A 20636-nucleotide genomic window follows, 5' to 3' on the forward strand; every position below is an offset into this window, starting at 1 on the left:
TCCGGCACCGGGGCGGTCAGTCCTGGGAGATCTCCGCGTAGCGCTGCACCCAGGCGTGCATGGCGATCGCCGCCGCGGCACCCGCGTTGATCGACCGGGTCGAGCCGAACTGGGCGATCGAGCAGACCATCGCCGCGTGCTTCCGCGCCTCCTCGGTGAGGCCCGGCCCCTCCTGCCCGAAGAGCAGCACACAGCGGCGCGGCAGCACGGTGCGCTCCAGCGGCACCGCGCCCGGCAGGTTGTCGATGCCGATGATCGGCAGGTCCTCGGCGGCCGCCCACGCGGTCAGCGCCTCCGTGTCCGGGTGGTGGCGCACGTGCTGGTAGCGGTCGGTGACCATGGCGCCGCGCCGGTTCCAGCGCCGGCGGCCCACGATGTGGACCTCCTTCGCGAGGAAGGCGTTGGCCGTGCGCACCACCGAGCCGATGTTGAAGTCGTGACCCCAGTTCTCCACGGCCACGTGGAAGTCGTGCCGGCGGGTGTCCAGGTCGGCGACGATCGCCTCGCGCGTCCAGTAGCGGTAGCGGTCGACGACATTGCGCCGGTCGCCGCCGGCCAGCAGCTCGGGGTCGTGGCGCTCGTCATCCGGCCAGGGCTCCGGGTGCGGCCCGACACCGATCTCGGGGCCGAAGCCCTCGTCGTACTGGATCGGCTCGCCGCCCTCGACGGGTCCGGGCTTCTCTTCGGTGGTGCTCACCCGACGAGGGTACGGGGGCCCGGCTCCGCACCCGACCGGCTCGGTGCCGGCCCTTCCGCGGCGACCCGGTCCCGGCCGAGGATCCGGTCCCGGCCGCGCGCCGCCCGCGCGCCCAGCCACACCAGGAACACGGTGGGCAGGAAGACGGCGTCGGCGGCGATCATCGCGAGGGAGAAGAAGGGCAGCCCCAGCAGCACGGCGATGCCGGCGTGCTCCAGCATCATCGCCGCCAGCAGCACATTCTTGACCTTGCGGTTGAACAGGGTGAAGGGGAAGGCGACCTGCACGATCACGGTGCCGTAGGTCAGCAGCATCACCGTGGTCCCGCTCGCCCCCAGCATGTCCGACAGCGCGGGCCAGGGGGAGAAGTAGTCCAGCTTGAGCGGGTAGTACAGCGCGGTGCCGTCCTGCCAGCGCGAGCCCTGGATCTTGTACCAGCCGGCGGTGGCGTAGATCAGGCAGACCTCGGCCATGATCACGACGAGGGTGGCGTTGTGGACGAGGTTGGCGAGGACGTCCAGCAGGACGCGCGGCTCGTCGGGGGCGTAGCGGCACACCAGCCACCACAGCCCCTGCCCCAGCCACAGCACCCACAGCAGCACCAGCAGCCACCACTCCCCGGTGCTGTCGGAGAAGTACGTGGCGGCCATCAGGAGGCCGCCGAGCACGGTCCACAGCAGCGGCCCGACCGGTCCGCCCTGGCCGCGGCCGCGGGCCGCGCGCCGGGCGTCGAGCGACCAGATCCGCCCGCAGCGGGTGAGGACCAGGTAGAACGCCATCAGATGGACCACGTTGTCGCCACCGTCGCCCATGAAGATGGAGCGGTTCTGCAGGGAGAGCACGCCGGCCATGAAGACCACCGACACGGCCCGGGTGTGCCAGCCGAGCAGCAGCAGGACGGCGGAGAGGACGGCGAGGCCGTAGACGATCTCGAACCAGACGCGCCCGTCGGACCACATCAGCGCGCTGAACGCGCCGTTGTCGGTGATCAGCCGCCGGCCCATCTCCCAGGACCAGGGGCCGTCGGGGCCGTACAGCTCCAGCCGGTGGGGCCACTCGCGCAGCAGGAACAGCAGCCAGGTGAGGGAGAAGCCGATCCGGACGATCGCCGTCTGGTACGGGCCGAGGGCGTTCGCCGTGACCTTCTGGACGGCGGCGGCGAGCCGCCGGTCGAAGGGAACGCGGGGCTGCTCGGCGGCGGGGTCGGGGCTCATCGGGCCGCCTCCACGGTGGCCCCGGCGGGCCGGTCTGCGGCGGTGATCCGCCACCACGGACAGGAACGGTAGGCCGGCCGGGTGTCGGCCTTCTCGGTGCTCCACGCGGGGGCCGGCACGGGCCGGCTGACGGAGCGCAGCTGGATCTTCTGGACCCGGCCGCCGAGCTCCTTCTCGTCCAGGCGCAGCATCACGATCCGCCGCATGTACCGCTCGGAGAGCTCGCCGCGCATCCCGTTCGGGCGGTGGTCCTCGGTGTGCGAGCCGAGATAGAAGTCCCAGGCCCGGCGCAGCTCGTTCTGCTCGGTGTGGCTGGGCAGCAGACTGCCGCGGATCCGTTCGGCGTCCTGGGCGGACAGGTCGATCCAGCCGGTGGTCCTGCGGCCGCCGTCGGTTCCGGCGATCTGCGCGCGGACCTCGACGGAGTTGTTCTGCTGGAGCGGGTTGGGGGCGAAGAGCTTCCAGTTCTGCTCGAACTCGGGATACACCCAGTCGTCGACGGCCTCGCCGTGCTGCTTGGTGAGCGTGTTCGAGGGCGCGACGTGCAGGAAGACCATCGCGAGGTGGACGCAGGCGAAGACGGCCACCATGGCGAGGGCGACGGCCGCGACCACCTGGTAGGGCAGGGAGAGCGCGGCGATGCCGGCCCGGGGGCCGTGCGGGACGCCGCCGCCCGCGCCAGCGGCTCCGGCCTCGGGCGAGGGAGCCGGGACGGCCCCGGGGCGGGGCGGGACGGCCCCGGTCGCCGCTGCCGGGGTGCCTGTCTCGTCGGCGTCACCTGCCGCGGCCGCGGGGCCCGTCGCGTCGGCATCGCCTGTCGCGGTGGCGCCGGCGGGGCTCACGGCCTCGGCGGACGCCTCGACCTCGGCGGGCTCCACGGCCCGGGTGCCCGCGTCGGCCAGGCGTGCGGGCGTGCGTTCGCGTGTGGGTTCGATCCCGCGAGCGGACTCGCGCGCGGGCGTGACGCCCTGATCGGGGCCTCCCGCGCCGGCGTCGTCACCGACGCCCCCGGCCCCCTTGCCGCCGTATGAGTCCACCGCGCCCCGCTCCCGATCGGCCCAAGCAGTTGTCCACAGAGGTTGACACCATACGGGCCCCCGAACGACCATTGAAGTCATTCAACCGAACGATCGGTCGGTAGGGGGTCCGATGACCACAGGTACGGCAGAGACGACAGGGACAGCGGGTTCGACGGCGACGCAGGCCGCCCTCGAAGCGGTGTTCGATGCCGCAGTGGCCGCCGACGAGCGCATCGAGCCCCGCGACTGGATGCCCGAGGCCTATCGGGCCGGCCTCATCCGCCAGATCGCCCAGCACGCCCACTCAGAGATCATCGGCATGCAGCCGGAGGCCAACTGGATCACCCGCGCGCCCAGCCTGCGGCGCAAGGCGATCCTCATGGCCAAGGTCCAGGACGAGGCGGGCCACGGGCTGTATCTCTACAGCGCGGCCGAGACCCTCGGCGCCAGCCGCGACGAGCTCCTCGACAAGCTCCACTCCGGCCGCCAGAAGTACTCCTCCATCTTCAACTACCCGACGCTGACCTGGGCCGACGTCGGCGCCATCGGCTGGCTCGTGGACGGCGCCGCCATCACCAACCAGGTCCCCCTCTGCCGCTGCTCCTACGGGCCGTACGCGCGCGCCATGGTCCGGGTCTGCAAGGAGGAGTCCTTCCACCAACGCCAGGGGTACGAGGCGCTGCTCGCCCTCTCCCGCGGCACCGAGGCCCAGCACGCGATGGCCCAGGACGCGGTGAACCGCTGGTGGTGGCCCTCGCTGATGATGTTCGGGCCTCCGGACGACGAATCGACCCACTCCGCCCAGGCGATGGCGTGGAAGATCAAGCGCCACTCCAACGACGAACTGCGCCAGCGCTTCGTCGACATCGCCGCCCCGCAGGCCGAGAGCCTCGGCCTCACGCTCCCCGACCCCGACCTGAAGTGGAACGAGGAGCGCGGGCACCACGACTTCGGCCCCATCGACTGGGCCGAGTTCTGGGACGTCCTCAAGGGCAACGGCCCGTGCAACGAAGAGCGGCTCACCAAGCGCCGCCAGGCACACGAGGACGGCGCCTGGGTCAGGGACGCCGCCGCGGCCTACGCGGAGAAGCACGCCGGACAGCACGAGAACGGGGAGGCACGCGCATGACCACCGACGGATGGCCGCTGTGGGAGGTGTTCGTGCGCTCGCGCCGCGGACTGTCCCACACCCACGCCGGCAGCCTGCACGCACCGGACGCCGAGATGGCCCTGCGCAACGCCCGCGACCTCTACACCCGGCGCAACGAGGGCGTGTCGCTCTGGGTCGTCCCCTCGACGGCGATCACCGCCTCCTCGCCCGACGAGAAGGACCCCTTCTTCGAGCCCTCGGCGGACAAGCCCTACCGCCACCCGACCTTCTACGAGATCCCGGACGGGGTGAAGCACCTGTGACCGGCCCCACCACGACCAGCGTCCCGGCCGCGACGCTCGCCCTCGGCGACGACGCCCTCGTCCTCGCCCAGCGCCTGGGGGAGTGGGCCGGCAACGCACCCGTCCTCGAAGAGGAGGTCGCCCTCGCCAACATCGCGCTCGACCTCCTCGGCCAGGCCCGGATCCTGCTCTCCCTCGTCGGCGACGAGGACGAACTGGCCTACCTCCGCGAGGAACGCGCCTTCCGCAACTGCCAGCTCGTCGAGCAGCCCAACGGCGACTTCGCCCACACCATCGCCCGGCAGCTCTACTTCTCCACCTACCAGCACCTGCTGTACAGGCAGCTGGCCGCCACCGACAGCCCGCTCGCCGGACTCGCCGGCAAGGCCGTCAAGGAAGTCGCCTACCACCAGGACCACGCCGAGCACTGGACCCTGCGCCTCGGCGACGGCACCGAGGAGAGCCACCGGCGCATGCAGCACGCCTGCGACGCACTGTGGCGCTACACCGGCGAACTGTTCCAGCCCCTCGACGGCCTCGACGTGGACAGCGAGGCCATGGAACGGGCCTGGCTGACCTCCGTGACCGCCGTCCTGGAAAAGGCCACGCTCACCGTCCCCTCCGGCCCCCGCACCGGCGCCTGGCGCGCGGGTGCCGGCCGCCAGGGCCTGCACACCGAGTCCTTCGGCCGCATGCTCGCCGAGATGCAGCACCTGCACCGCAGCCACCCGGGGGCGTCGTGGTGACCACCACCCCGACCGCCCTCGAAGAGGAACTGGCCCGGATCGCCGGCGCCGTGCCCGACCCCGAGCTGCCCGTCCTCACCCTCGCCGAACTCGGCGTCGTCCGCGGCGTCCACGTCCAGAGCCCCGGCCGCGTCGAGGTCGAACTCACCCCGACCTACACCGGCTGCCCGGCGATCGAGGCGATGTCCTCCGACATCGAGCACGCCCTCCACGCCCACGGCATACCCGAGGTCTCGGTCGTCACCGTCCTCAGCCCCGCCTGGTCGACCGACGACATCACCGCCGAAGGACGCCGCAAGCTCGCCGAGTTCGGCATCGCGCCGCCCCGCCCCCAGGGGCCGGCCGGCGGGCCCGTGACGCTCACCCTCGCGATCCGCTGCCCGCACTGCGGCTCCACCGACACCGAGCTGCTCAGCCGCTTCTCCTCCACCGCGTGCAAGGCACTGCGCCGCTGCACTTCCTGCCGCGAACCGTTCGACCACTTCAAGGAGTTGTAGATGCCGTCCCAGAGCCCCGGCCGGGCCGGGTTCCATCCGCTCCGCGTCAGCGAGGTCGAGCAGCTCACCGACGACTCCGTGGCCGTCACCTTCACGGTCCCGGCCGAGCTCGTCGACGCCTACCGGCACACCCCCGGCCAGCACCTCGCCCTGCGCCGCACCGCGGCCGACGGCACGGAGATCCGCCGCACGTACTCGATCTGCGCCCCGGCCGCCGCCGACGGCGAGACCCCGGTGCTGCGCGTCGGCATCCGACACGTCGACGGCGGAGAGTTCTCCACCTACGCCCTCAAGGAGCTCGCCGTCGGTGACCTCGTCGAGGTCATGGAACCCATGGGCCGCTTCGTCCTCGCCCCGCGCCCCGGACACTTCGCGGCCGTCGTCGGCGGCAGCGGCATCACGCCCGTCCTGTCGATGGCCGCCACCCTGCTCGCCCGGCAGCCCGACGCACGGTTCTGCCTGGTCCGCAGCGACCGCACCGAAGCCTCCACGATGTTCCTCGACGAGGTCGCCGACCTCAAGGACCGCTACCCGGACCGCTTCCAGCTCATCACCGTCCTCTCCCGCGAGGAGCAGCAGGCCGGACTCCCCTCCGGACGGCTCGACGCGGAACGGCTCACCGCCCTCCTGCCCGCACTCCTGCCCGTCGGCGAGATCGACGGCTGGTTCCTGTGCGGGCCCTTCGGACTCGTGCAGAGCGCCGAACAGGCCCTGCACGGCCTCGGCGTCGACCGCGCCCGCGTCCACCAGGAGATCTTCCACGTCGACGACGGCACCGGCCCCACGCCGGCCGCCGCAGCGGACGCCCCCGCTCACGCGACCCTCACCGCCACCCTGCACGGCCGCTCCGGCAACTGGCCCGTCCAGCGCGGCGAGACACTCCTCGACACCGTGCTGCGCGCCCGGGCGGACGCCCCGTACGCCTGCAAGGGCGGCGTGTGCGGCACCTGTCGCGCCTTCCTCGTCACCGGCGAGGTCCGCATGGACCGCAACTTCGCCCTGGAGCCCGAGGAGACCGACGCCGGCTACGTCCTGGCCTGCCAGTCCCGTCCCGCCACGCCGGAGGTCGAGCTCGACTTCGACCGCTGACCCGGTCGGCCCCGCCCATTCCCTTCCACTAGAACCTGTTCTATCTTGACGACCCGTCAGAGAACAGCGGGGCAAGGCGAGAAGGGGCAGGACAGTGGACTTCACCTTCACCGAAGAGCAGCAGGCGGCCGCCGAGACGGCCAAAGCCGCCTTCGCCGACGTCACACCCGACGCCGTACCCAGCCCCGCCCTCACCCCGGGCGCGGTCGACGACGACTTCGACCGCGCCCTCTGGGCCCGCCTCGCCGACACCGACCTGCTCGGCCTCGTCCTCGACCCCGCCCACGGCGGCGCCGGACTCGACCCCATCGCCCTCTGCCTCGTCCTGCGCGAATCCGCCCGCGCCCTCGCCCGCGTCCCCCTCCTGGAAACCAGCGCCGTCGCGCTCACCCTCCAGCACCACGCCCCCACCGCCACCACCGACGCCCTGCTCCCCCGCGTCGCCCGCGGCGAACTCGTCCTCACCGCCGCCGCCCAGGGCCGCACCGGCCACGACCCGGCCCCCCTCGCCGTCACCGCCCACCGCGACACCACCGGCTGGACCCTCGACGGCCACACCAGCGCCGTCCCCTGGGCCCACCAGGCCGACCTCATCGCCGTCCCCGCCCACACCCCCGACGGCCACACCGTCCTCGCGCTGCTCCCCCGCAGCCACCCCGGACTCACCCTGGCCGACCAGTACGGCACCCACGGCGAACTCCTCGCCGAACTCCACCTCGACGACCTCCGGGTCGACCCCGCCGACGTCATCGACACCGAAGGCACCTGGGAACGACTCCACGCCCTCCTCGCCACCGGCACCTGCGCCCTCGCCCTCGGCCTCGGCGAACAGGTCCTGCACATGACCAGCCAGTACACCGGCAAGCGGGAACAGTTCGGCCACCCCGTGGCCACCTTCCAAGCCGTCGCCGTCCAGGCCGCCGACCGCTACATCGACCTGCGCGCCATGGAAGTCACCCTCTGGCAGGCCGCCTGGCGCATCACCACCGACGCCACCGGAGCACTCCCGGCCGCCGCGGACATCGCCGTCGCCAAGATCTGGGCCGCCGAAGGCGTACGCCGCGTCGTCCAGACCGCCCAGCACCTCCACGGCGGCTTCGGCGCGGACACCGACTATTCCCTGCACCGCTACCACGCCTGGGCCAAGCACCTGGAACTCTCCCTCGGCCCCGCCGCCCTCCACGAGGAGGAACTGGGCGACCTGCTGGCCGCCCACCCGCTCGCCTGACGAACCGGCGACGGCCCGGCCGGAGAACACCGACCAGGCCGCAAACCCCGCGCCGGCGGCAGAAAACAACCCCGCAGGGTCCGGGAACCGCCTCGGAACTAGAGCACGAAGGCGGAGCCGCCGTCGTCCGTCACCATCGGACGACCGGCACCCTCCCAGGCCAGCATGCCGCCGTCGACGTTCACCGCGTCGATGCCCTGCTGCACCAGGTACTGCGTCACCTGCGCCGAACGGCCACCCACCCGGCACATCACGAACGCCTGACGGCCATCGGCCACGGCCTCGGTCACCTCACCGAAACGCGCCACGAAATCACTCATCGGAACGTGCAGCGCGCCCTCGACATGACCGGCCGCCCACTCGTTGTCCTCACGCACGTCCAGAACCAGAGCGTCGGCCGGCACGGAGGCCGCGTCGACGGACGGCAGCGGGGCGAAATTCATGGACCTGGCCTTCTCTCTCACAGCTCAGCGCCACCCACGGGCGCACCACCATCGAAACTACTGCACCCGGCCTACCGGACGAGCGCGGCGAGCTCCGCCTCACGCTCGGCGACCTGCGCGAGCAGCTGCTCCGCGATCTCCTCCAGGAGCCGGTCGGGATCGTCCGGCGCCATCCGCAGCATCGCGCCGATCGCGCTCTCCTCCAGCTCCCGCGCGACCACCGACAGCATCTCCTTGCGCTGCGCCAGCCACTCGAGACGCGCGTACAGCTCCTCGCTCTCGCTGAGCCGCACCTCCGGCACCGGCCCGGCCGCCCACTCCGCGGACAGCTCCTTCAGCAGGGCCTCGTCCCCACGGGCGTAGGCGGCGTTCACGCGCGTGATGAACTCCTCGCGCCGCGTGCGCTCGTCCTCGTCCCGCGCGAGATCCGGATGGGCCTGGCGCGCCAGCTCCCGGTACAGCTTGCGCACCTCGTCGGACGGCCGCACCCGCTTCGGTGACTGCACCGCCCGCTCCGTGAGCATCGCCGCCGCTTCGGGGGACAGGCCGTCGGAGTCGATCCAGTCGTGGAACAGCTCCTCGACACCGGGCATCGGCATGACCGCCGCCCGCGCCTCCTGGGCGCGCCGCAGGTCCTCGGGATCCCCGGTCTGCGCCGCCTTGGCCTCCGCGATCTGCGCGTCCAGCTCGTCGAGCCGCGCGTACATCGGGCCGAGCCTCTGGTGATGCAGCCGGGAGAAGTTCTCCACCTCGACCCGGAAGGTCTCGACCGCGATCTCGAACTCGATCAGAGCCTGCTCGGCCACCCGAACCGCCTGATCGAGCCTCGCCTCAGGCCGCTCGCTCTGGTCCACGCTCACGTCACGCCCGTCCACGTCCTCGTTCCGGCTCGTCCCCACCCAGCCTACGGCTCTCTCGGGGGGCCTCCCCCCCCTCCCTCCCCTCCCCCCACCCCCTCCTCCCCACCCCCACCCACGTGAAGCCACGCGCCGACACCCACCGACACCCTTCCGTGCGGCCCCACCCCTGCACAGGGAGCGCGGGACCGACGAGCACACCTCGGTCGTCCCCAGGGCGCCGTGCCTCTCGCCGTCACCCCCGAGCACCAGCCCCGATCGGCGCCCAGAGACCCCCGTGCGCTCCCGGGGCGCCCCCGAGGCGTCCGCTGCCCGGGCCCGGGCCGGTTTCCGTCCGGCTCCCGAACCGATGCCTGTCGCCGCCCCGTCCAGGAAGCCCCGGCCGCCCACGCTGGCCCCGTGCCGCCTCCGAACCGCCCCAGGACTGCCTCCAGGGTGCCCCCGTACGGCGTCCGGGGGCCTCCGGGGGCCTCCGGACGCCCCTGGGCTGCAGGCGTCGCCGGGGCCGACGGTGCGTCCTCGTCTCAGACGCCGTGTTCCGCTGCTATGCGGCCGCTGCGGATGGCCGACAGGAGGTCGGTGTGGTCCGCGGTGGTGCGGTCGGCGTAGGCGACGGCGAAGGTCGCCACGGCCTCGTCGAGCTCCTCGTTCTTGCCGCAGTAGCCGGCGATCAGCCGCGGGTCCGCGCTGTGGGCGTGGGCGCGGGCCAGCAGGGCGCCGGTCATGCGGCCGTAGTCGTCGAACTGGTCGGGGGTGAGGGCGGCGGGGTCGACGCTGCCCTTGCGGTTGCGGAACTGGCGTACTTGGAAGGGCCGTCCCTCGACCGTCGTCCAGCCGAGCAGGATGTCGCTGACGACCTGCATCCGCTTCTGTCCGAGCACCACACGCCGTCCTTCGTGCCCGACGTCGAGCGTCGTGAAGCCGAGCGCCGGAAGGTAGGGCAGCAGCGCCGAGGGGCGGGCCTCCTTGACCTGGAGGACCAGCGGCTCGCCCCGGTGGTCGAGGAGCAGCACCACGTACGAGCGGGTGCCGACGCTGCCGGTGCCGACGACGCGGAAGGCCACGTCGTGGACGGCGTACCGGGCGAGCAGCGGCAGCCGGTCCTCGGAGACGGTCGCCAGGTAGGGCCCGAGGGAGGCGGCGACGGCGGCCGCCTCCGCGTCGGGGACGCGGCGCAGCACCGGTGGTGCGTCGACGAAGCGCCGGCCGCCGCCCTCGGTCTCGGGCACGGCCTCGGTGGAGCGGGCGGCGAAGCGTGCGCTGGTGTTGTTGCGGGCCTTCGCCGAGACGCGTTCGAGGGTGCCGACGAGGTCGCGGGCGTCGGTGTGGGAGACGAGCTCCTCGTCGGCGATGGCGTTCCAGGCGTCGAGGGTGGGGAGCCGGGCGAGCAGGCGCATGGTGCGGCGGTAGGCGCCGGCGGTGTCGAAGGCGGCGGCCCGGCAGGTCTCCTCGTCGGCGCCGGCCTCTCGTCCGGCGAGGACGAGGGAGGTGGCGAGCCGCTTGAGGTCCCATTCCCAGGGGCCGACGACGGTCTCGTCGAAGTCGTTGAGGTCGATGACGAGCCGGCCGCGGGCGTCTCCGTAGAGGCCGAAGTTGGCGGCGTGCGCGTCGCCGCACAGCTGGGCGGCTATGCCGGTGACGGGGGAGCCGGCGAGGTCGTGGGCCATGAGGCCGGCGGAGCCGCGGAGGAAGGCGAAGGGGCTGGCCGCCATGCGGCCGACCCGGATGGGGGTGAGTTCGGGCACGCGCCCGTGGTTGGACTCCTCGACGGCGCGGGCGGCGTCGGGGCGGTCGGGTGCGGGGGTGAGTTCGGCCTGTGCGGCGCGCGGGAGGACGTCCCGGAGGCGCTTGCCGCGCTGCTTGGCGGAGGGGGCGGCCCCGGGGGTGGCGCGGGGGGCGAAGCCGGGGACGTGCGGAAGGCGGGTCGTGCCGCCGTCCGCCGTCGAGGGAGCACGCTGTCCCGGTACCGCTGCCGTGTTGTCGTCCATGGGACGCCCTCCCCCGCCGTTCGCTGTTCCGCCAACATCAAGTTCGTTGACGGGTCATGACGGTACAGCCGGGGCCACCAGCCGTCTCCCCCTGTGGACAACGGCCTGTGGACAACTCCCCCGGGCGGTCAGACGCCGACCGCCTCCTCCATCTCCTCCTCCGCCTTCTCGGCCTTCGCCTGCTCCGTTTCCGGCGTCGTCGGGTCGTGCTGGGCAGGGGAGGCGGGTGCGCCCGGGGAGGCCGGGCCGGGCGGGGTGGCCGTGGCGGTCACCGCCGTCGAGGAGGTGCGGCGGCGGGCTTCGGTGAGGCCGGCCATGACGGTCAGGGCGATGCCCGCGAGCAGCCAGAGGGTCAGGACGAGCAGGTTGCCGCCGAGGGCGTGGCCGCCGAAGTAGACGTGGTCGCGGACGCCCTCGACGAATCCGGCGCCGTTCCAGAAGGCGTGCAGCGAGCCGAAGAAGCCGGGCTGGAGTTCGGGCCGGTAGATGCCGCCGGAGCTGGTGAAGTTGAGCATCACGAACAGGACCATCACGCCGAGGGTGGTCCAGCGCTTGAGGAAGGTGTGCAGGCCGACGCCGATCAGCAGGATGCCGGCGCTGTACAGCCAGGACATGGCCCACACCCCGGCGAGACCGTGGTCGACGAGGTGGAACAGGGGCCCCGCGAAGACGGCGCCGACCAGGCTGACGAGGAGCGACATGCCGGCGGCGAGCAGGGCCCGGATCCGCATGGGGAGGACGGCGCCGGCGCCGCCGATGACGGCGACGGAGGCGTAGGAGCCGATGCTGAGGGCGACGAGGAGGAAGAACACGCCCTGGCCGGTGGGGTCGCCGGCGGAGACGGGGGCGACGTCGGTGACCTTGAGCGGCTGCCCCCGGGTGGCGGCGACCTTGGTGAAGACCTTCTCGACGGCCATGGCGCTGGTGTCGGAGGAGGCGGAGGCGACGAGGAGCTCGGGGCGGGCGGCGTTCCCGGCGGCCGGCGCGGACGGGGCCTCGCCGGGGAGGTAGGCACCGAAGCTGGCCCGGTCGCGCAGGGCGGCGGTGGCGGTGGCGCGGTCGGGGACGGTGCGGACGTCGAGGGCGCCGGCGCCCTTGTCCTGGAGGGTCTGGGCGAGGACCTGGGCCTGCGGTCCCGAGCCGACGATGTCGACGCGCAGGTGGTGCGGCTCGGGCGCGTGGAAGGCGCCGAGGTAGGCGAGGCCCATGCCGACGCACATGAGCAGGGGGGTGAGCAGATGCCCGAGGACGTGGCGCAGTGCTCCCTTGGTGGTCGGTCCTGCGGACACCTGAACCTCCATGGTTGGCTTTTACAACTAAAGTACCGTTGTACTATACAACTGAAAGGGAGGGTGCGGCACATGCGCCCGTCTCGCGGCAGCAAGGAGCGCACCATGAACGGCGGCGCGCGGGAGAACTCTCTCGACATCATCCAGCGGGAACTGACGGCCTTCGCCCGCCGGGCACGGGCGGCCGCGGCACGGCTCCATCCGGAGCTGCCGCTGGTCTCGTACACGCTTCTCGCCCACATCGACGACCAGCAGGGCTGCCGCGCCACGGACCTCGCGGCGCACTACCTGCTGGACAAGTCCACGGTCAGCCGCCAGATCGCGGCCCTGGAGAAGCTCGGCCTGGTCGAACGGCGCCCCGACCCGGCCGACCACCGGGTCCAGGTGCTGCACCCGACCGAGGCGGGCACCCAGGTCCTCGCCTCCACGCAGGCCAGCCGGCTCGCCGCGTACGAGGAACGCCTCAAGGACTGGTCGGCCGAGGATCTCGCCGCCTTCGCGACCTATCTCCTCCGCTACAACACCGCCGGCGACGCGGGCGGCCCGCCCACCCCCATCGGCGACTCCTGGCCCAAGCCCAAGCCTCATCCGTAGCCCCAGCCAGGGCCGGGGCCGGTGCCAGTGCCGGAACCCAAGCCGCAGAGGGCCGGAGCCCAGGCCGGAGCCGGAGCCCAGGCCAGAGTCGGAGCCCCAGCCGGGATGGACCCGAGAGCGGATTGCGCCGGGACGTGGCAGCGGTCCGCCCCGTCCCGGCAGGACCGCCTCCGCTCGCCGGGGCGGGCCCGCCTACAGCCTCGCGTCCCGCGCCAGCAGCGCCGCCTGCACGCGGTTCTCGCAGCCCAGCTTGGCCAGAATCCGGCTCACGTACGTCTTCACCGTGGCCTCGCTCATGTGCAGGCGCCGGCCCGCGTCGGCGTTGGACAGACCCTCCCCGAGCAGTTCCAGCACCTGGCGCTCGCGCTCGCTGAGCGCGGTGAGCCGGGCCCGCGCCTCCTCCGCACGGGCGGCCTCCCGCCCGGAGGCGAGCTGCTCGACCACGTGCCGGGTCGCGGCGGGGGACAGGTACGCGTCGCCCGCGGCGGCGGCCCGCACGGCCCGGATCAGCTCGGCCGGCGCGGTGTCCTTGAGCAGGAAGCCGGCCCCGCCGTGCTCCAGCGCCCGCAGCACGTTCTCCCGCTCACCGAAGGTCGTCAGCACGATCACGCGGGTCGACGGCGCCGCCCGGCGGAGCTCCGGCAGGGCGGAGAGCCCGTCGAGCACGGGCATCTGGATGTCGAGCAGCACGACGTCAGCGGCGTGGGCGCGGGCCAGGTCGACGGCCTCCCGGCCGTTCACGGCCTCGGCGACCACCTCGATCTCCTGATCGGAGGTGAGGATCATCCGGATCCCGGCCCGGATCAGGGGCTCGTCGTCGGCGATCACCACTCTGATCCGCTGTCCCGCCCCAGCCCCGGTCCCTGCGGTCCCGGTCCCGGCTCCTGACCCAGTCACGGCCACTCCCCAACGGCTCCCGGTACGACGGGGCGGCTAGCGCACGACGTCGTACGACTTCTTCTCGATCAGCTTGCCGTCCTTGAAGCAGAACCGGAAAACGGGCTCGGACTCCATGTCGTCCCCCGTCTGCGAGCTCATCAGGACCAGACACGTGGAACCCTCGGGCTCCGCGGGGCCCTTCCCGTGCAGACCGGTCGTCGCGATCGTGTCGCCCGAAGGGAGTCGGTCGCGTACCTCCTGCTCGCTCTGCCCGACCTTCACGGCGTCGTACTCGGCGGGGTCGATCATCGCGTCCGACACCGAGCTCACCATGAAGAAGACGCCGAAGCCCGCGGCGACCAGCAGCAGCACGAGCGCGGCGAACGCGATCCCGCACCCGATCGCTATCCCGCCGCCGGTGCTCCTGCCCCGCCCCGCCTTCATCGCCATCGCCAACTCCCGCTCGGTCACGGTCCAGTCGGACGGTCCGACTGCGACCTGACCACGGTTGCCGATCACGGCGTTCTTCGACTGCTGCCGGAAGTCGTCGGCCGCATCGACGAAAGGCGCGGCGTACAGGGCGGCCTGAGGGCCCGCCAGTCCCGCCCCGGTCGGGTCGGCGCCCGGATCGGTGAAGGGGTCCACGTACGGCACGGCCTCCACCGCCCCGTACGGCAGGACGCCGGCGACCCGGAAGCCTCCGCTGTCCGCACGGCCCGCGTGGACGATGCCGCCGACGAGGCGGGCGCGTTCGTGCAGCCCGGTGAGGCCCTGTCCGCCGCTGACGACGCCCGTCGGCCGCTCCGCGGTCTCCTCGTTGAGGACCTCGACGACGAACGCGTCCGGCTCGTAGCGCACTTCGACGGTGATCGGGGCGCCCGGCGCGTGTTTGTAGGCGTTCGTCAGGCCTTCCTGGACGATCCGGTACGCGGCGTGGTCGACGGCCGGTGCGAGCGCCCGCGGGTCGCCGCGCCGGGTCAGGCCGATGGTGGTGCCGGCGGACCGGGCGGCCGCGACGAGCCCCTCGATGCCGGCCGTCCCCCGTGCCGCCCGGCCCGTCTCGTCGCCCGGCGGCGCGACCGGGCCACCCGGTCCCTCGTCCGGGGCGGCGACGCCGTCGCGCAGGATGCCGACGACCTCACGCAGCTCGTGCATGGCGTCCACGGACGCGTTCCGCAGCACCGCGACCACCTCGCGCTGGCGGCCGGTCAGATGCGGGTCCACTTCGAGGGCGCCCGTGTGCACGGAGATCAGCGCCAGCTGGTGACCGAGGCTGTCGTGCATGTCCTGGGCGATCCGCTGCCGCTCCCGCATCCGCGCCTGCCCCACGACCATCGCCCGCTCGCGCAACAGCTGCACGTTGCGCTCCTGGAGGGCGTGCAGCAGGGTCCGGCGCTGGGTCCAGTAGCGGTTCGCGAGTCCGGGCGCGAGCGTCGTGCCCAGGAAGTACAGGGTCGAGATGAACGCGATGGTCAGCATCCGCTGCTGGCCCCAGGACTCGGCGACGGTGGCCGCCATGTTCAGCACGTAGGCGGCGGTGAACGCGACGAGGGCCCGCCCGGCACCCGCGATGTAGCGACCGGCCGACCAGCCGATGAGGATCAGCAGCGCCAGGAAGCCCGGGACGAACGGGGTGAGGAACGACGTGAGGACGAGCACGGTGGCGGGGAGCCGTCGCCGCAGCAGCGACAGCACGGCCGAGCCGACGGCGACCACGGCGAGGACCCAGCCGTCACCGCCGAGGATGTCCTGGGTGCCGGCGCCCAGCAGGGCCATGACGAGGGCGCCCACGAGCTCGCCCGCAGTCCTGCGGCGCGACCACTGCTCGGGCACCGCGAACCAGCGCCACGCCGCACCGAGCAGCGTCACCAGCCGAGTCCCGGCGGTCCCGATCTTCGAAGGAGCTTCCACGCTCGCACGATAGGCCGCGCGCTCGACCCGCCGCCGTCCTCTTTCGTCGCACCCCGTGTCGACGAAGGTCGTCGGCCTCGGGGACCGCGAGGGTGCCGTCCGCCCGCGAGACCGACGAGCCCCCCGCCCCCGCCCCCGCCAAACCGATCCGTCCCCGCTCCCGCCGAACCGACGGGACCTCCGCCCCCGCACCGCGTCACGAGGCGCGGGTCAGCCCCCAGGTCTGCAGGACGAAGGGGCGGCCCTTCTCCTCACCCTCGATCAGCGGCACGTCGAGCAGGCCGAAGCCCGCCTTGGTGGCGACGGCGACGCTGGCGGCGTTCTCGGCCTCCAGCTCCAGGATCACCTGCTCCGCGCCCAGTTCCCCGAAGGCGTACGCCGCCATCACCCGCACCGCCCGCGCGGCCAGTCCCCGGCCTCGGTGCGCCGGCCCGACCGCGTAACCGATCTCCATGCCCTCGGGGGCGCGCCGCAGCATCACCTCGCCGAGCGGTGCGGAACCGTCCGTGGTGATGGCGAGCAGGATGGTCGTGCCCTCCGCCCGCAGTTCCCGGTCCCGGACCAACCGTGCGCGGGCGGCGGCCTCGTCGAAGGGCGAGACGATCGGCGTCCAGTAGGCGACGTCCGGGTCGTCGAAGAGATCCGGCATCGCGGCCAGGTCCGCCTCCGTCCAGTCCCGCAGGACGAGACCTTCGCCCCGGAGCTCGATCCGGTCGGGGAAAGGCGACGAGGTGCTGCTCATGGTGCGGATCCTCCAGGGTGTGCGTGGACAGGGAAAGCTCCCGGCCCGGGCCGGTCGTCGGCTCATCGGATTGTCCGGTGGTCCCGACCCCGGTGGTCAACTCCCCTGGAGACTCCTGGAGACCGTGAAGACCCTGGAGGCCCCTGGAGGCCGCTGAAGACCACCCCCGGCCCGACCTGCCCTGCCCGGCCCTGCCCGGCCCCCCGGCCCGGCCCCGCCCCGCCCTGCCCTGCCCTGCCCTGCCCTGCCCTGCCCGATCATGCTGACCGGCCCGCGCGGCCCGCCCGACGGGGCGCCCCCGCACATCCCCGTGGCCTACGTCACACCCGGCGTCCGCCGACAGGAAACCGGGCCTGCGCCGACCCGGCAGCCCAGGACCACAGGAACGGACCGGACCGACCGGACCGGGGAAATGAGAAACGGTCGGCATCGTGATTACGATGCCGACCGTTTCGTCGGTGCGCGAGGGGGGAGTTGAACCCCCACGCCCTTTCGGGCACTGGAACCTGAATCCAGCGCGTCTGCCTATTCCGCCACCCGCGCATTGGGTGGTCTCCGGGCTCCCTCACCTTTTCGGTTCGTTCGCCTGGCGACATCTGAAGATTAGCACGTCGCAGGCCTTGGATTCACATCCGTTGTTTCGACCCCTCCTCCGCTGACGAGGAGACAGGGGACGAGGAGCGAGTGAGCGACGGGGTCGGGGGGAGAAGAAGGGCGGCAGTGACGCACGGGGCCCTCCTGCTTCGCCCTCGGGTGCGGGACACTGTCCACAGGCCGCCTCTACGATCCGTGGGGGCAGCCTGCCGATGGGACTGCGGATGGGACTGCGGAAGGTCTGTGAGAGGTGACACTCGTCCACAGGGCAGAGAAGGGGAACCAGCCGATTTCCCGACGCGTGGATACGATCAGTAAGCAGTACCAGGGCGACAACGACGGAGGAGGTGCCCCATGGGAGTCATGAAGCGGTTCGAGCAGCGACTCGAAGGTCTGGTCAACGGCACCTTCGCCAAGGTCTTCAAGTCCGAGGTCCAGCCCGTCGAGATCGCCGGCGCGCTCCAGCGCGAGTGCGACAACAACGCGACGATCTGGAACCGCGAGCGGACCGTCGTCCCCAACGACTTCATCGTCGAGCTGAGCGCGCCGGACTACGAGCGCCTCAGCCCCTACTCGGGCCAGCTCGGCGACGAGCTCGCCGGCCTGGTCAGGGACTACGCCAAGCAGCAGCGGTACACCTTCATGGGCCCGATCAAGGTCCACCTGGAGAAGGCCGAGGACCTCGACACCGGTCTGTACCGGGTGCGCAGCCGTACGCTCGCGTCGAGTTCGTCACAGCCGCAGCCGTCCCCCGGCCACGCCCAGCACCCCGGTCAGGCGCAGCAGCAGGCGCCCCGCGGCGGCTACGGCTATCCGCCGGCCGGCGCTCCGCCGATGCCCGCCGCCCCGCCGCCGGGCGCCCCGGCGATGCCGGGTCACCGTCCGGCCGCGCCCGCCGCGGGCCGCCCCGGCGGCCCCGCGCCCGTGCCGGGCGGAGGCGGCGGTCAGGTCCGTCGCTGGATCGAGATCAACGGCACCCGCCATCAGATCTCCCGCCCGACTCTGGTCCTCGGCCGCAGCACCGACGCGGACGTGAGGATCGACGATCCCGGCGTCTCGCGCCGGCACTGTGAGATCCGGACCGGAACGCCCTCGACGATCGCGGATCTCGGGTCCACCAACGGCATCGTGGTGGACGGGCAGCACACCACCCGCGCTACGCTCCGCGACGGCTCGCGGATCGTCGTGGGCAGCACCACCATCGTTTACCGGCAAGCCGAAGGGTGAAGCGGGGGCAATGTCAGAGCTGACCCTGACGGTCATGCGGTTGGGTTTCCTGGCCGTTCTGTGGCTGTTCGTCATCGTGGCCGTCCAGGTCATTCGCAGCGACCTGTTCGGCACGCGGGTCACCCAGCGCGGGTCGCGCCGCCAGGAGGGGCGCGCCGCACAGCAGGGTGCCCGCCAGGCCGCCGCGCCTCCGCAGCAGCGGGGCGGACAGCCGGCCGCGGCCGCCGGCGGCGGGCGGCAGCGCCGCGGCGCCCCGACCAAGCTCGTCGTGTCCGAGGGCACCCTCACCGGCACCACGGTCGCCCTGCAGGGCCAGACGATCACGCTGGGCCGGGCCCACGACTCGACGATCGTGCTGGACGACGACTACGCCTCCAGCCGGCATGCCAGGATCTACCCGGACCGGGACGGTCAGTGGATCGTCGAGGATCTCGGGTCCACCAACGGCACGTATCTCGACCGGACCCGCCTCACCACCGCGACACCGATTCCGCTGGGCGCGCCGATCCGCATCGGCAAGACCGTCATCGAGCTTCGGAAGTAGTGCTACATCATGAGTAAGCGCGAGCGGAGCGAGCGCGCCGGGACGTTCCCCACGAAGGGCCGCCCCGGGGACCGCGCGGCTGCCCGGGCAGCGGGCCAGGGCGGGTACGGGCTCCCGACCGGAGGGTGGGCAGTGTGGCTCGAGACCGGCGGCACCCCGAGGCGGCGCCGACAGGGCAGGTGGGCATGAGTCTTTCGCTGCGTTTCGCCGCGGGCTCGCACAAGGGCATGATCCGCGAGGGCAACGAGGACTCCGGCTACGCCGGACCGCGGCTGCTCGCGATCGCCGACGGCATGGGCGGCCAGGCCGCCGGTGAGGTCGCCTCCTCCGAGGTGATCTCGACCCTGGTGACGCTCGACGACGACGTCCCCGGCTCCGACATCCTCACGTCGCTGGGTACGGCCGTGCAGCGCGCCAACGACCAGCTGCGGATGATGGTCGAGGAGGACCCCCAGCTGGAGGGCATGGGCACGACGCTCACCGCCCTGCTGTGGACGGGCCAGCGCCTCGGCCTGGTGCACGTCGGCGACTCGCGCGCGTACCTGCTGCGCGACGGCGTGCTCACGCAGATCACGCAGGACCACACCTGGGTGCAGCGGCTCGTCGACGAGGGCCGCATCACCGAGGAGGAGGCGACGACCCATCCGCAGCGTTCGCTGCTGATGCGCGCCCTGGGCAGCGGCGACCACGTCGAGCCCGATCTCTCCATCCGCGAGGTGCGGGCCGGCGACCGCTATCTGGTGTGCTCCGACGGCCTGTCGGGCGTCGTGTCGCACCAGACGCTGGAGGAGACCCTCGCCAGCTACCAGGGCCCGCACGAGACGGTGCAGGAGCTGATCCAGCTCGCGCTGCGCGGCGGCGGCCCGGACAACATCACGGTGATCATCGCCGACGTCCTGGACGTCGACGGCGGCGACACCCTCGCCGGACACCTCAGCGACACCCCCGTCATCGTGGGCGCGGTCGCCGAGAACCAGGCCCAGCTGCACGACGGCGGCGCGATGCACACGCCCGCGGGCCGCGCCTCCGGGCTCGGCCGGCCGGCCCCGCACCAGCAGCCCCCCGCGGGCGGCTTCGGCCCGCCCGGCAGCGGCGACGACCACGGCTACGGCGGGATGCCGCCGCAGGGCTCGTTCGGCTCGTACGCGGACGACGACTTCGTGAAGCCGCGCACCGGCCGCAAGTGGCTGAAGCGCTCCTTCTTCCTGCTCCTCGCCCTCGGTGTGATCGGCGGCGGCCTGTACGGCGGCTACCGCTGGACGCAGACCCAGTACTACGTGGGGTCGAAGGACGAGCACGTGGCGCTGTACCGGGGCATCAGCCAGGACCTCGCCTGGGTGAAGCTCTCGGAGGTCGAGAAGGACCACCCCGAGATCGAACTCAAGTACCTGCCGGCGTACCAGCGCAAGCAGGTCGAGGACACGATCGCGGGCGGCAGCCTCGACAAGGCCCGGACGAAGATCGCGGAGCTCTCGCTGCAGGCCTCGGCCTGCAAGAAGACCGAGCAGCGCCAGAAGGCCGCCGCGTCCGCCGCCGACAAGGCGAGCACGCCGCCGCCTTCGGAGGGCGCCGCCTCGCCGAACCCCAAGCCCACCCCGGCCGCGCCGTCCCCTGGACCCACCCTGTCCGCGGAGGAGCAGAAGCTGGCCTCGAACTGCGGCAAGCAGTAGGCAGACCCGTAGGGGG

At 72.7% G+C, this 20636-nt stretch carries 20 protein-coding genes and 1 tRNA gene; 10 read left to right on the top strand and 11 right to left on the bottom strand.

The features are described from left to right. Positions 1-16: 16 nt before the first annotated feature. The 3 genes from ACGF1Z_RS21855 to ACGF1Z_RS21865 are packed head-to-tail and all read right to left on the bottom strand — an operon-like array spanning position 17 to position 2948. Positions 17-697 (bottom strand): TrmH family RNA methyltransferase, encoded by a 681-nt coding sequence (locus ACGF1Z_RS21855; protein WP_393006405.1) that lies wholly within the window; start codon positions 695-697, stop codon positions 17-19. Next, positions 694-1911: an HTTM domain-containing protein gene (locus ACGF1Z_RS21860; RefSeq protein WP_393006407.1), complete on the bottom strand. Its 1218-nt coding sequence runs from the start codon at positions 1909-1911 to the stop codon at positions 694-696. Before ACGF1Z_RS21860 ends, ACGF1Z_RS21855 begins: the two co-directional genes overlap by 4 nt. Next, positions 1908-2948, bottom strand: coding sequence for a DUF5819 family protein (locus tag ACGF1Z_RS21865; protein WP_393006409.1), 1041 nt, complete (start codon positions 2946-2948; stop codon positions 1908-1910). The genes ACGF1Z_RS21860 and ACGF1Z_RS21865 overlap by 4 nt, the downstream gene beginning before the upstream one ends. A gap of 112 nt (positions 2949-3060) precedes the next feature. Here ACGF1Z_RS21865 and paaA point away from each other — a divergent pair, with 112 nt between their 5' ends. The 6 genes from paaA (at position 3061) to ACGF1Z_RS21895 (ending at position 7882) form a co-directional block, all read left to right on the top strand. Then, a complete protein-coding gene (gene paaA, locus ACGF1Z_RS21870; RefSeq protein ID WP_393006411.1) occupies positions 3061-4059 on the top strand; it encodes a 1,2-phenylacetyl-CoA epoxidase subunit PaaA in 999 nt (332 codons plus the stop codon). Next, on the top strand, positions 4056-4343 hold the full coding sequence (paaB, locus tag ACGF1Z_RS21875) for a 1,2-phenylacetyl-CoA epoxidase subunit PaaB (protein ID WP_393006413.1): 288 nt from the start codon (positions 4056-4058) through the stop codon (positions 4341-4343). The genes paaA and paaB overlap by 4 nt, the downstream gene beginning before the upstream one ends. After that, the gene (paaC, locus tag ACGF1Z_RS21880) at positions 4340-5068 is read left to right on the top strand and encodes a 1,2-phenylacetyl-CoA epoxidase subunit PaaC (RefSeq protein ID WP_393006415.1); all 729 of its coding nucleotides are present in this window, start codon (positions 4340-4342) and stop codon (positions 5066-5068) included. The genes paaB and paaC overlap by 4 nt, the downstream gene beginning before the upstream one ends. After that, positions 5062-5565: a 1,2-phenylacetyl-CoA epoxidase subunit PaaD gene (gene paaD / locus ACGF1Z_RS21885; RefSeq protein ID WP_393006417.1), complete on the top strand. Its 504-nt coding sequence runs from the start codon at positions 5062-5064 to the stop codon at positions 5563-5565. The genes paaC and paaD overlap by 7 nt, the downstream gene beginning before the upstream one ends. Continuing rightward, positions 5566-6654 carry a 2Fe-2S iron-sulfur cluster-binding protein gene (locus tag ACGF1Z_RS21890; protein ID WP_393006419.1) on the top strand — a complete coding sequence of 363 codons (1089 nt, stop codon included), beginning with the start codon at positions 5566-5568 and terminating at the stop codon, positions 6652-6654. 94 nt (positions 6655-6748) lie between these two features. Continuing rightward, complete coding sequence (locus ACGF1Z_RS21895; RefSeq protein ID WP_393006421.1) at positions 6749-7882, top strand: acyl-CoA dehydrogenase family protein; 1134 nt, start codon at positions 6749-6751, stop codon at positions 7880-7882. A gap of 98 nt (positions 7883-7980) precedes the next feature. On the opposite strand, the gene ACGF1Z_RS21900 is transcribed toward ACGF1Z_RS21895, so the two are convergent. The 4 genes from ACGF1Z_RS21900 to ACGF1Z_RS21915 form a co-directional block, all read right to left on the bottom strand. After that, the gene (locus ACGF1Z_RS21900) at positions 7981-8325 is read right to left on the bottom strand and encodes a rhodanese-like domain-containing protein (protein WP_393006423.1); all 345 of its coding nucleotides are present in this window, start codon (positions 8323-8325) and stop codon (positions 7981-7983) included. Between the two features lie 71 nt (positions 8326-8396). After that, entirely contained in the window at positions 8397-9200 is an 804-nt protein-coding gene (locus ACGF1Z_RS21905; protein WP_393006924.1) for a J domain-containing protein, read from the bottom strand. Between the two features lie 506 nt (positions 9201-9706). Next, positions 9707-11170: a DUF2252 domain-containing protein gene (locus ACGF1Z_RS21910; RefSeq protein ID WP_393006425.1), complete on the bottom strand. Its 1464-nt coding sequence runs from the start codon at positions 11168-11170 to the stop codon at positions 9707-9709. 128 nt (positions 11171-11298) lie between these two features. Further along, positions 11299-12459 carry a hypothetical protein gene (locus ACGF1Z_RS21915; RefSeq protein WP_393006427.1) on the bottom strand — a complete coding sequence of 387 codons (1161 nt, stop codon included), beginning with the start codon at positions 12457-12459 and terminating at the stop codon, positions 11299-11301. A gap of 72 nt (positions 12460-12531) precedes the next feature. Between ACGF1Z_RS21915 and ACGF1Z_RS21920 the strand changes: the two genes are divergently transcribed. After that, positions 12532-13053 carry a MarR family winged helix-turn-helix transcriptional regulator gene (locus tag ACGF1Z_RS21920; protein WP_393006429.1) on the top strand — a complete coding sequence of 174 codons (522 nt, stop codon included), beginning with the start codon at positions 12532-12534 and terminating at the stop codon, positions 13051-13053. Between the two features lie 192 nt (positions 13054-13245). Here the strand turns inward: ACGF1Z_RS21920 and ACGF1Z_RS21925 are convergent, their stop codons facing one another. The 4 genes from ACGF1Z_RS21925 to ACGF1Z_RS21940 form a co-directional block, all read right to left on the bottom strand. Beyond that, complete coding sequence (locus ACGF1Z_RS21925; RefSeq protein ID WP_393006431.1) at positions 13246-13881, bottom strand: response regulator; 636 nt, start codon at positions 13879-13881, stop codon at positions 13246-13248. A gap of 105 nt (positions 13882-13986) precedes the next feature. Beyond that, on the bottom strand, positions 13987-15708 hold the full coding sequence (locus ACGF1Z_RS21930; protein WP_393006926.1) for a sensor histidine kinase: 1722 nt from the start codon (positions 15706-15708) through the stop codon (positions 13987-13989). 331 nt (positions 15709-16039) lie between these two features. After that, the gene (locus ACGF1Z_RS21935; protein WP_393006433.1) at positions 16040-16585 is read right to left on the bottom strand and encodes a GNAT family N-acetyltransferase; all 546 of its coding nucleotides are present in this window, start codon (positions 16583-16585) and stop codon (positions 16040-16042) included. Positions 16586-17044: 459 nt separating this feature from the next. Further along, positions 17045-17128, bottom strand: a tRNA-Leu gene (locus tag ACGF1Z_RS21940). 405 nt (positions 17129-17533) lie between these two features. Between ACGF1Z_RS21940 and ACGF1Z_RS21945 the strand changes: the two genes are divergently transcribed. The 3 genes from ACGF1Z_RS21945 (at position 17534) to ACGF1Z_RS21955 (ending at position 20620) form a co-directional block, all read left to right on the top strand. Further along, the gene (locus ACGF1Z_RS21945) at positions 17534-18406 is read left to right on the top strand and encodes an FhaA domain-containing protein (RefSeq protein WP_393006435.1); all 873 of its coding nucleotides are present in this window, start codon (positions 17534-17536) and stop codon (positions 18404-18406) included. Positions 18407-18416: 10 nt separating this feature from the next. Then, positions 18417-18950, top strand: coding sequence for an FHA domain-containing protein (locus ACGF1Z_RS21950; RefSeq protein ID WP_393006437.1), 534 nt, complete (start codon positions 18417-18419; stop codon positions 18948-18950). A gap of 185 nt (positions 18951-19135) precedes the next feature. Then, positions 19136-20620 carry a Stp1/IreP family PP2C-type Ser/Thr phosphatase gene (locus ACGF1Z_RS21955; protein WP_393006439.1) on the top strand — a complete coding sequence of 495 codons (1485 nt, stop codon included), beginning with the start codon at positions 19136-19138 and terminating at the stop codon, positions 20618-20620. Positions 20621-20636 lie beyond the last annotated feature (16 nt).

This window comes from Streptomyces sp. NPDC048018 (assembly GCF_043202995.1).
GTDB lineage: Bacteria > Actinomycetota > Actinomycetes > Streptomycetales > Streptomycetaceae > Streptomyces.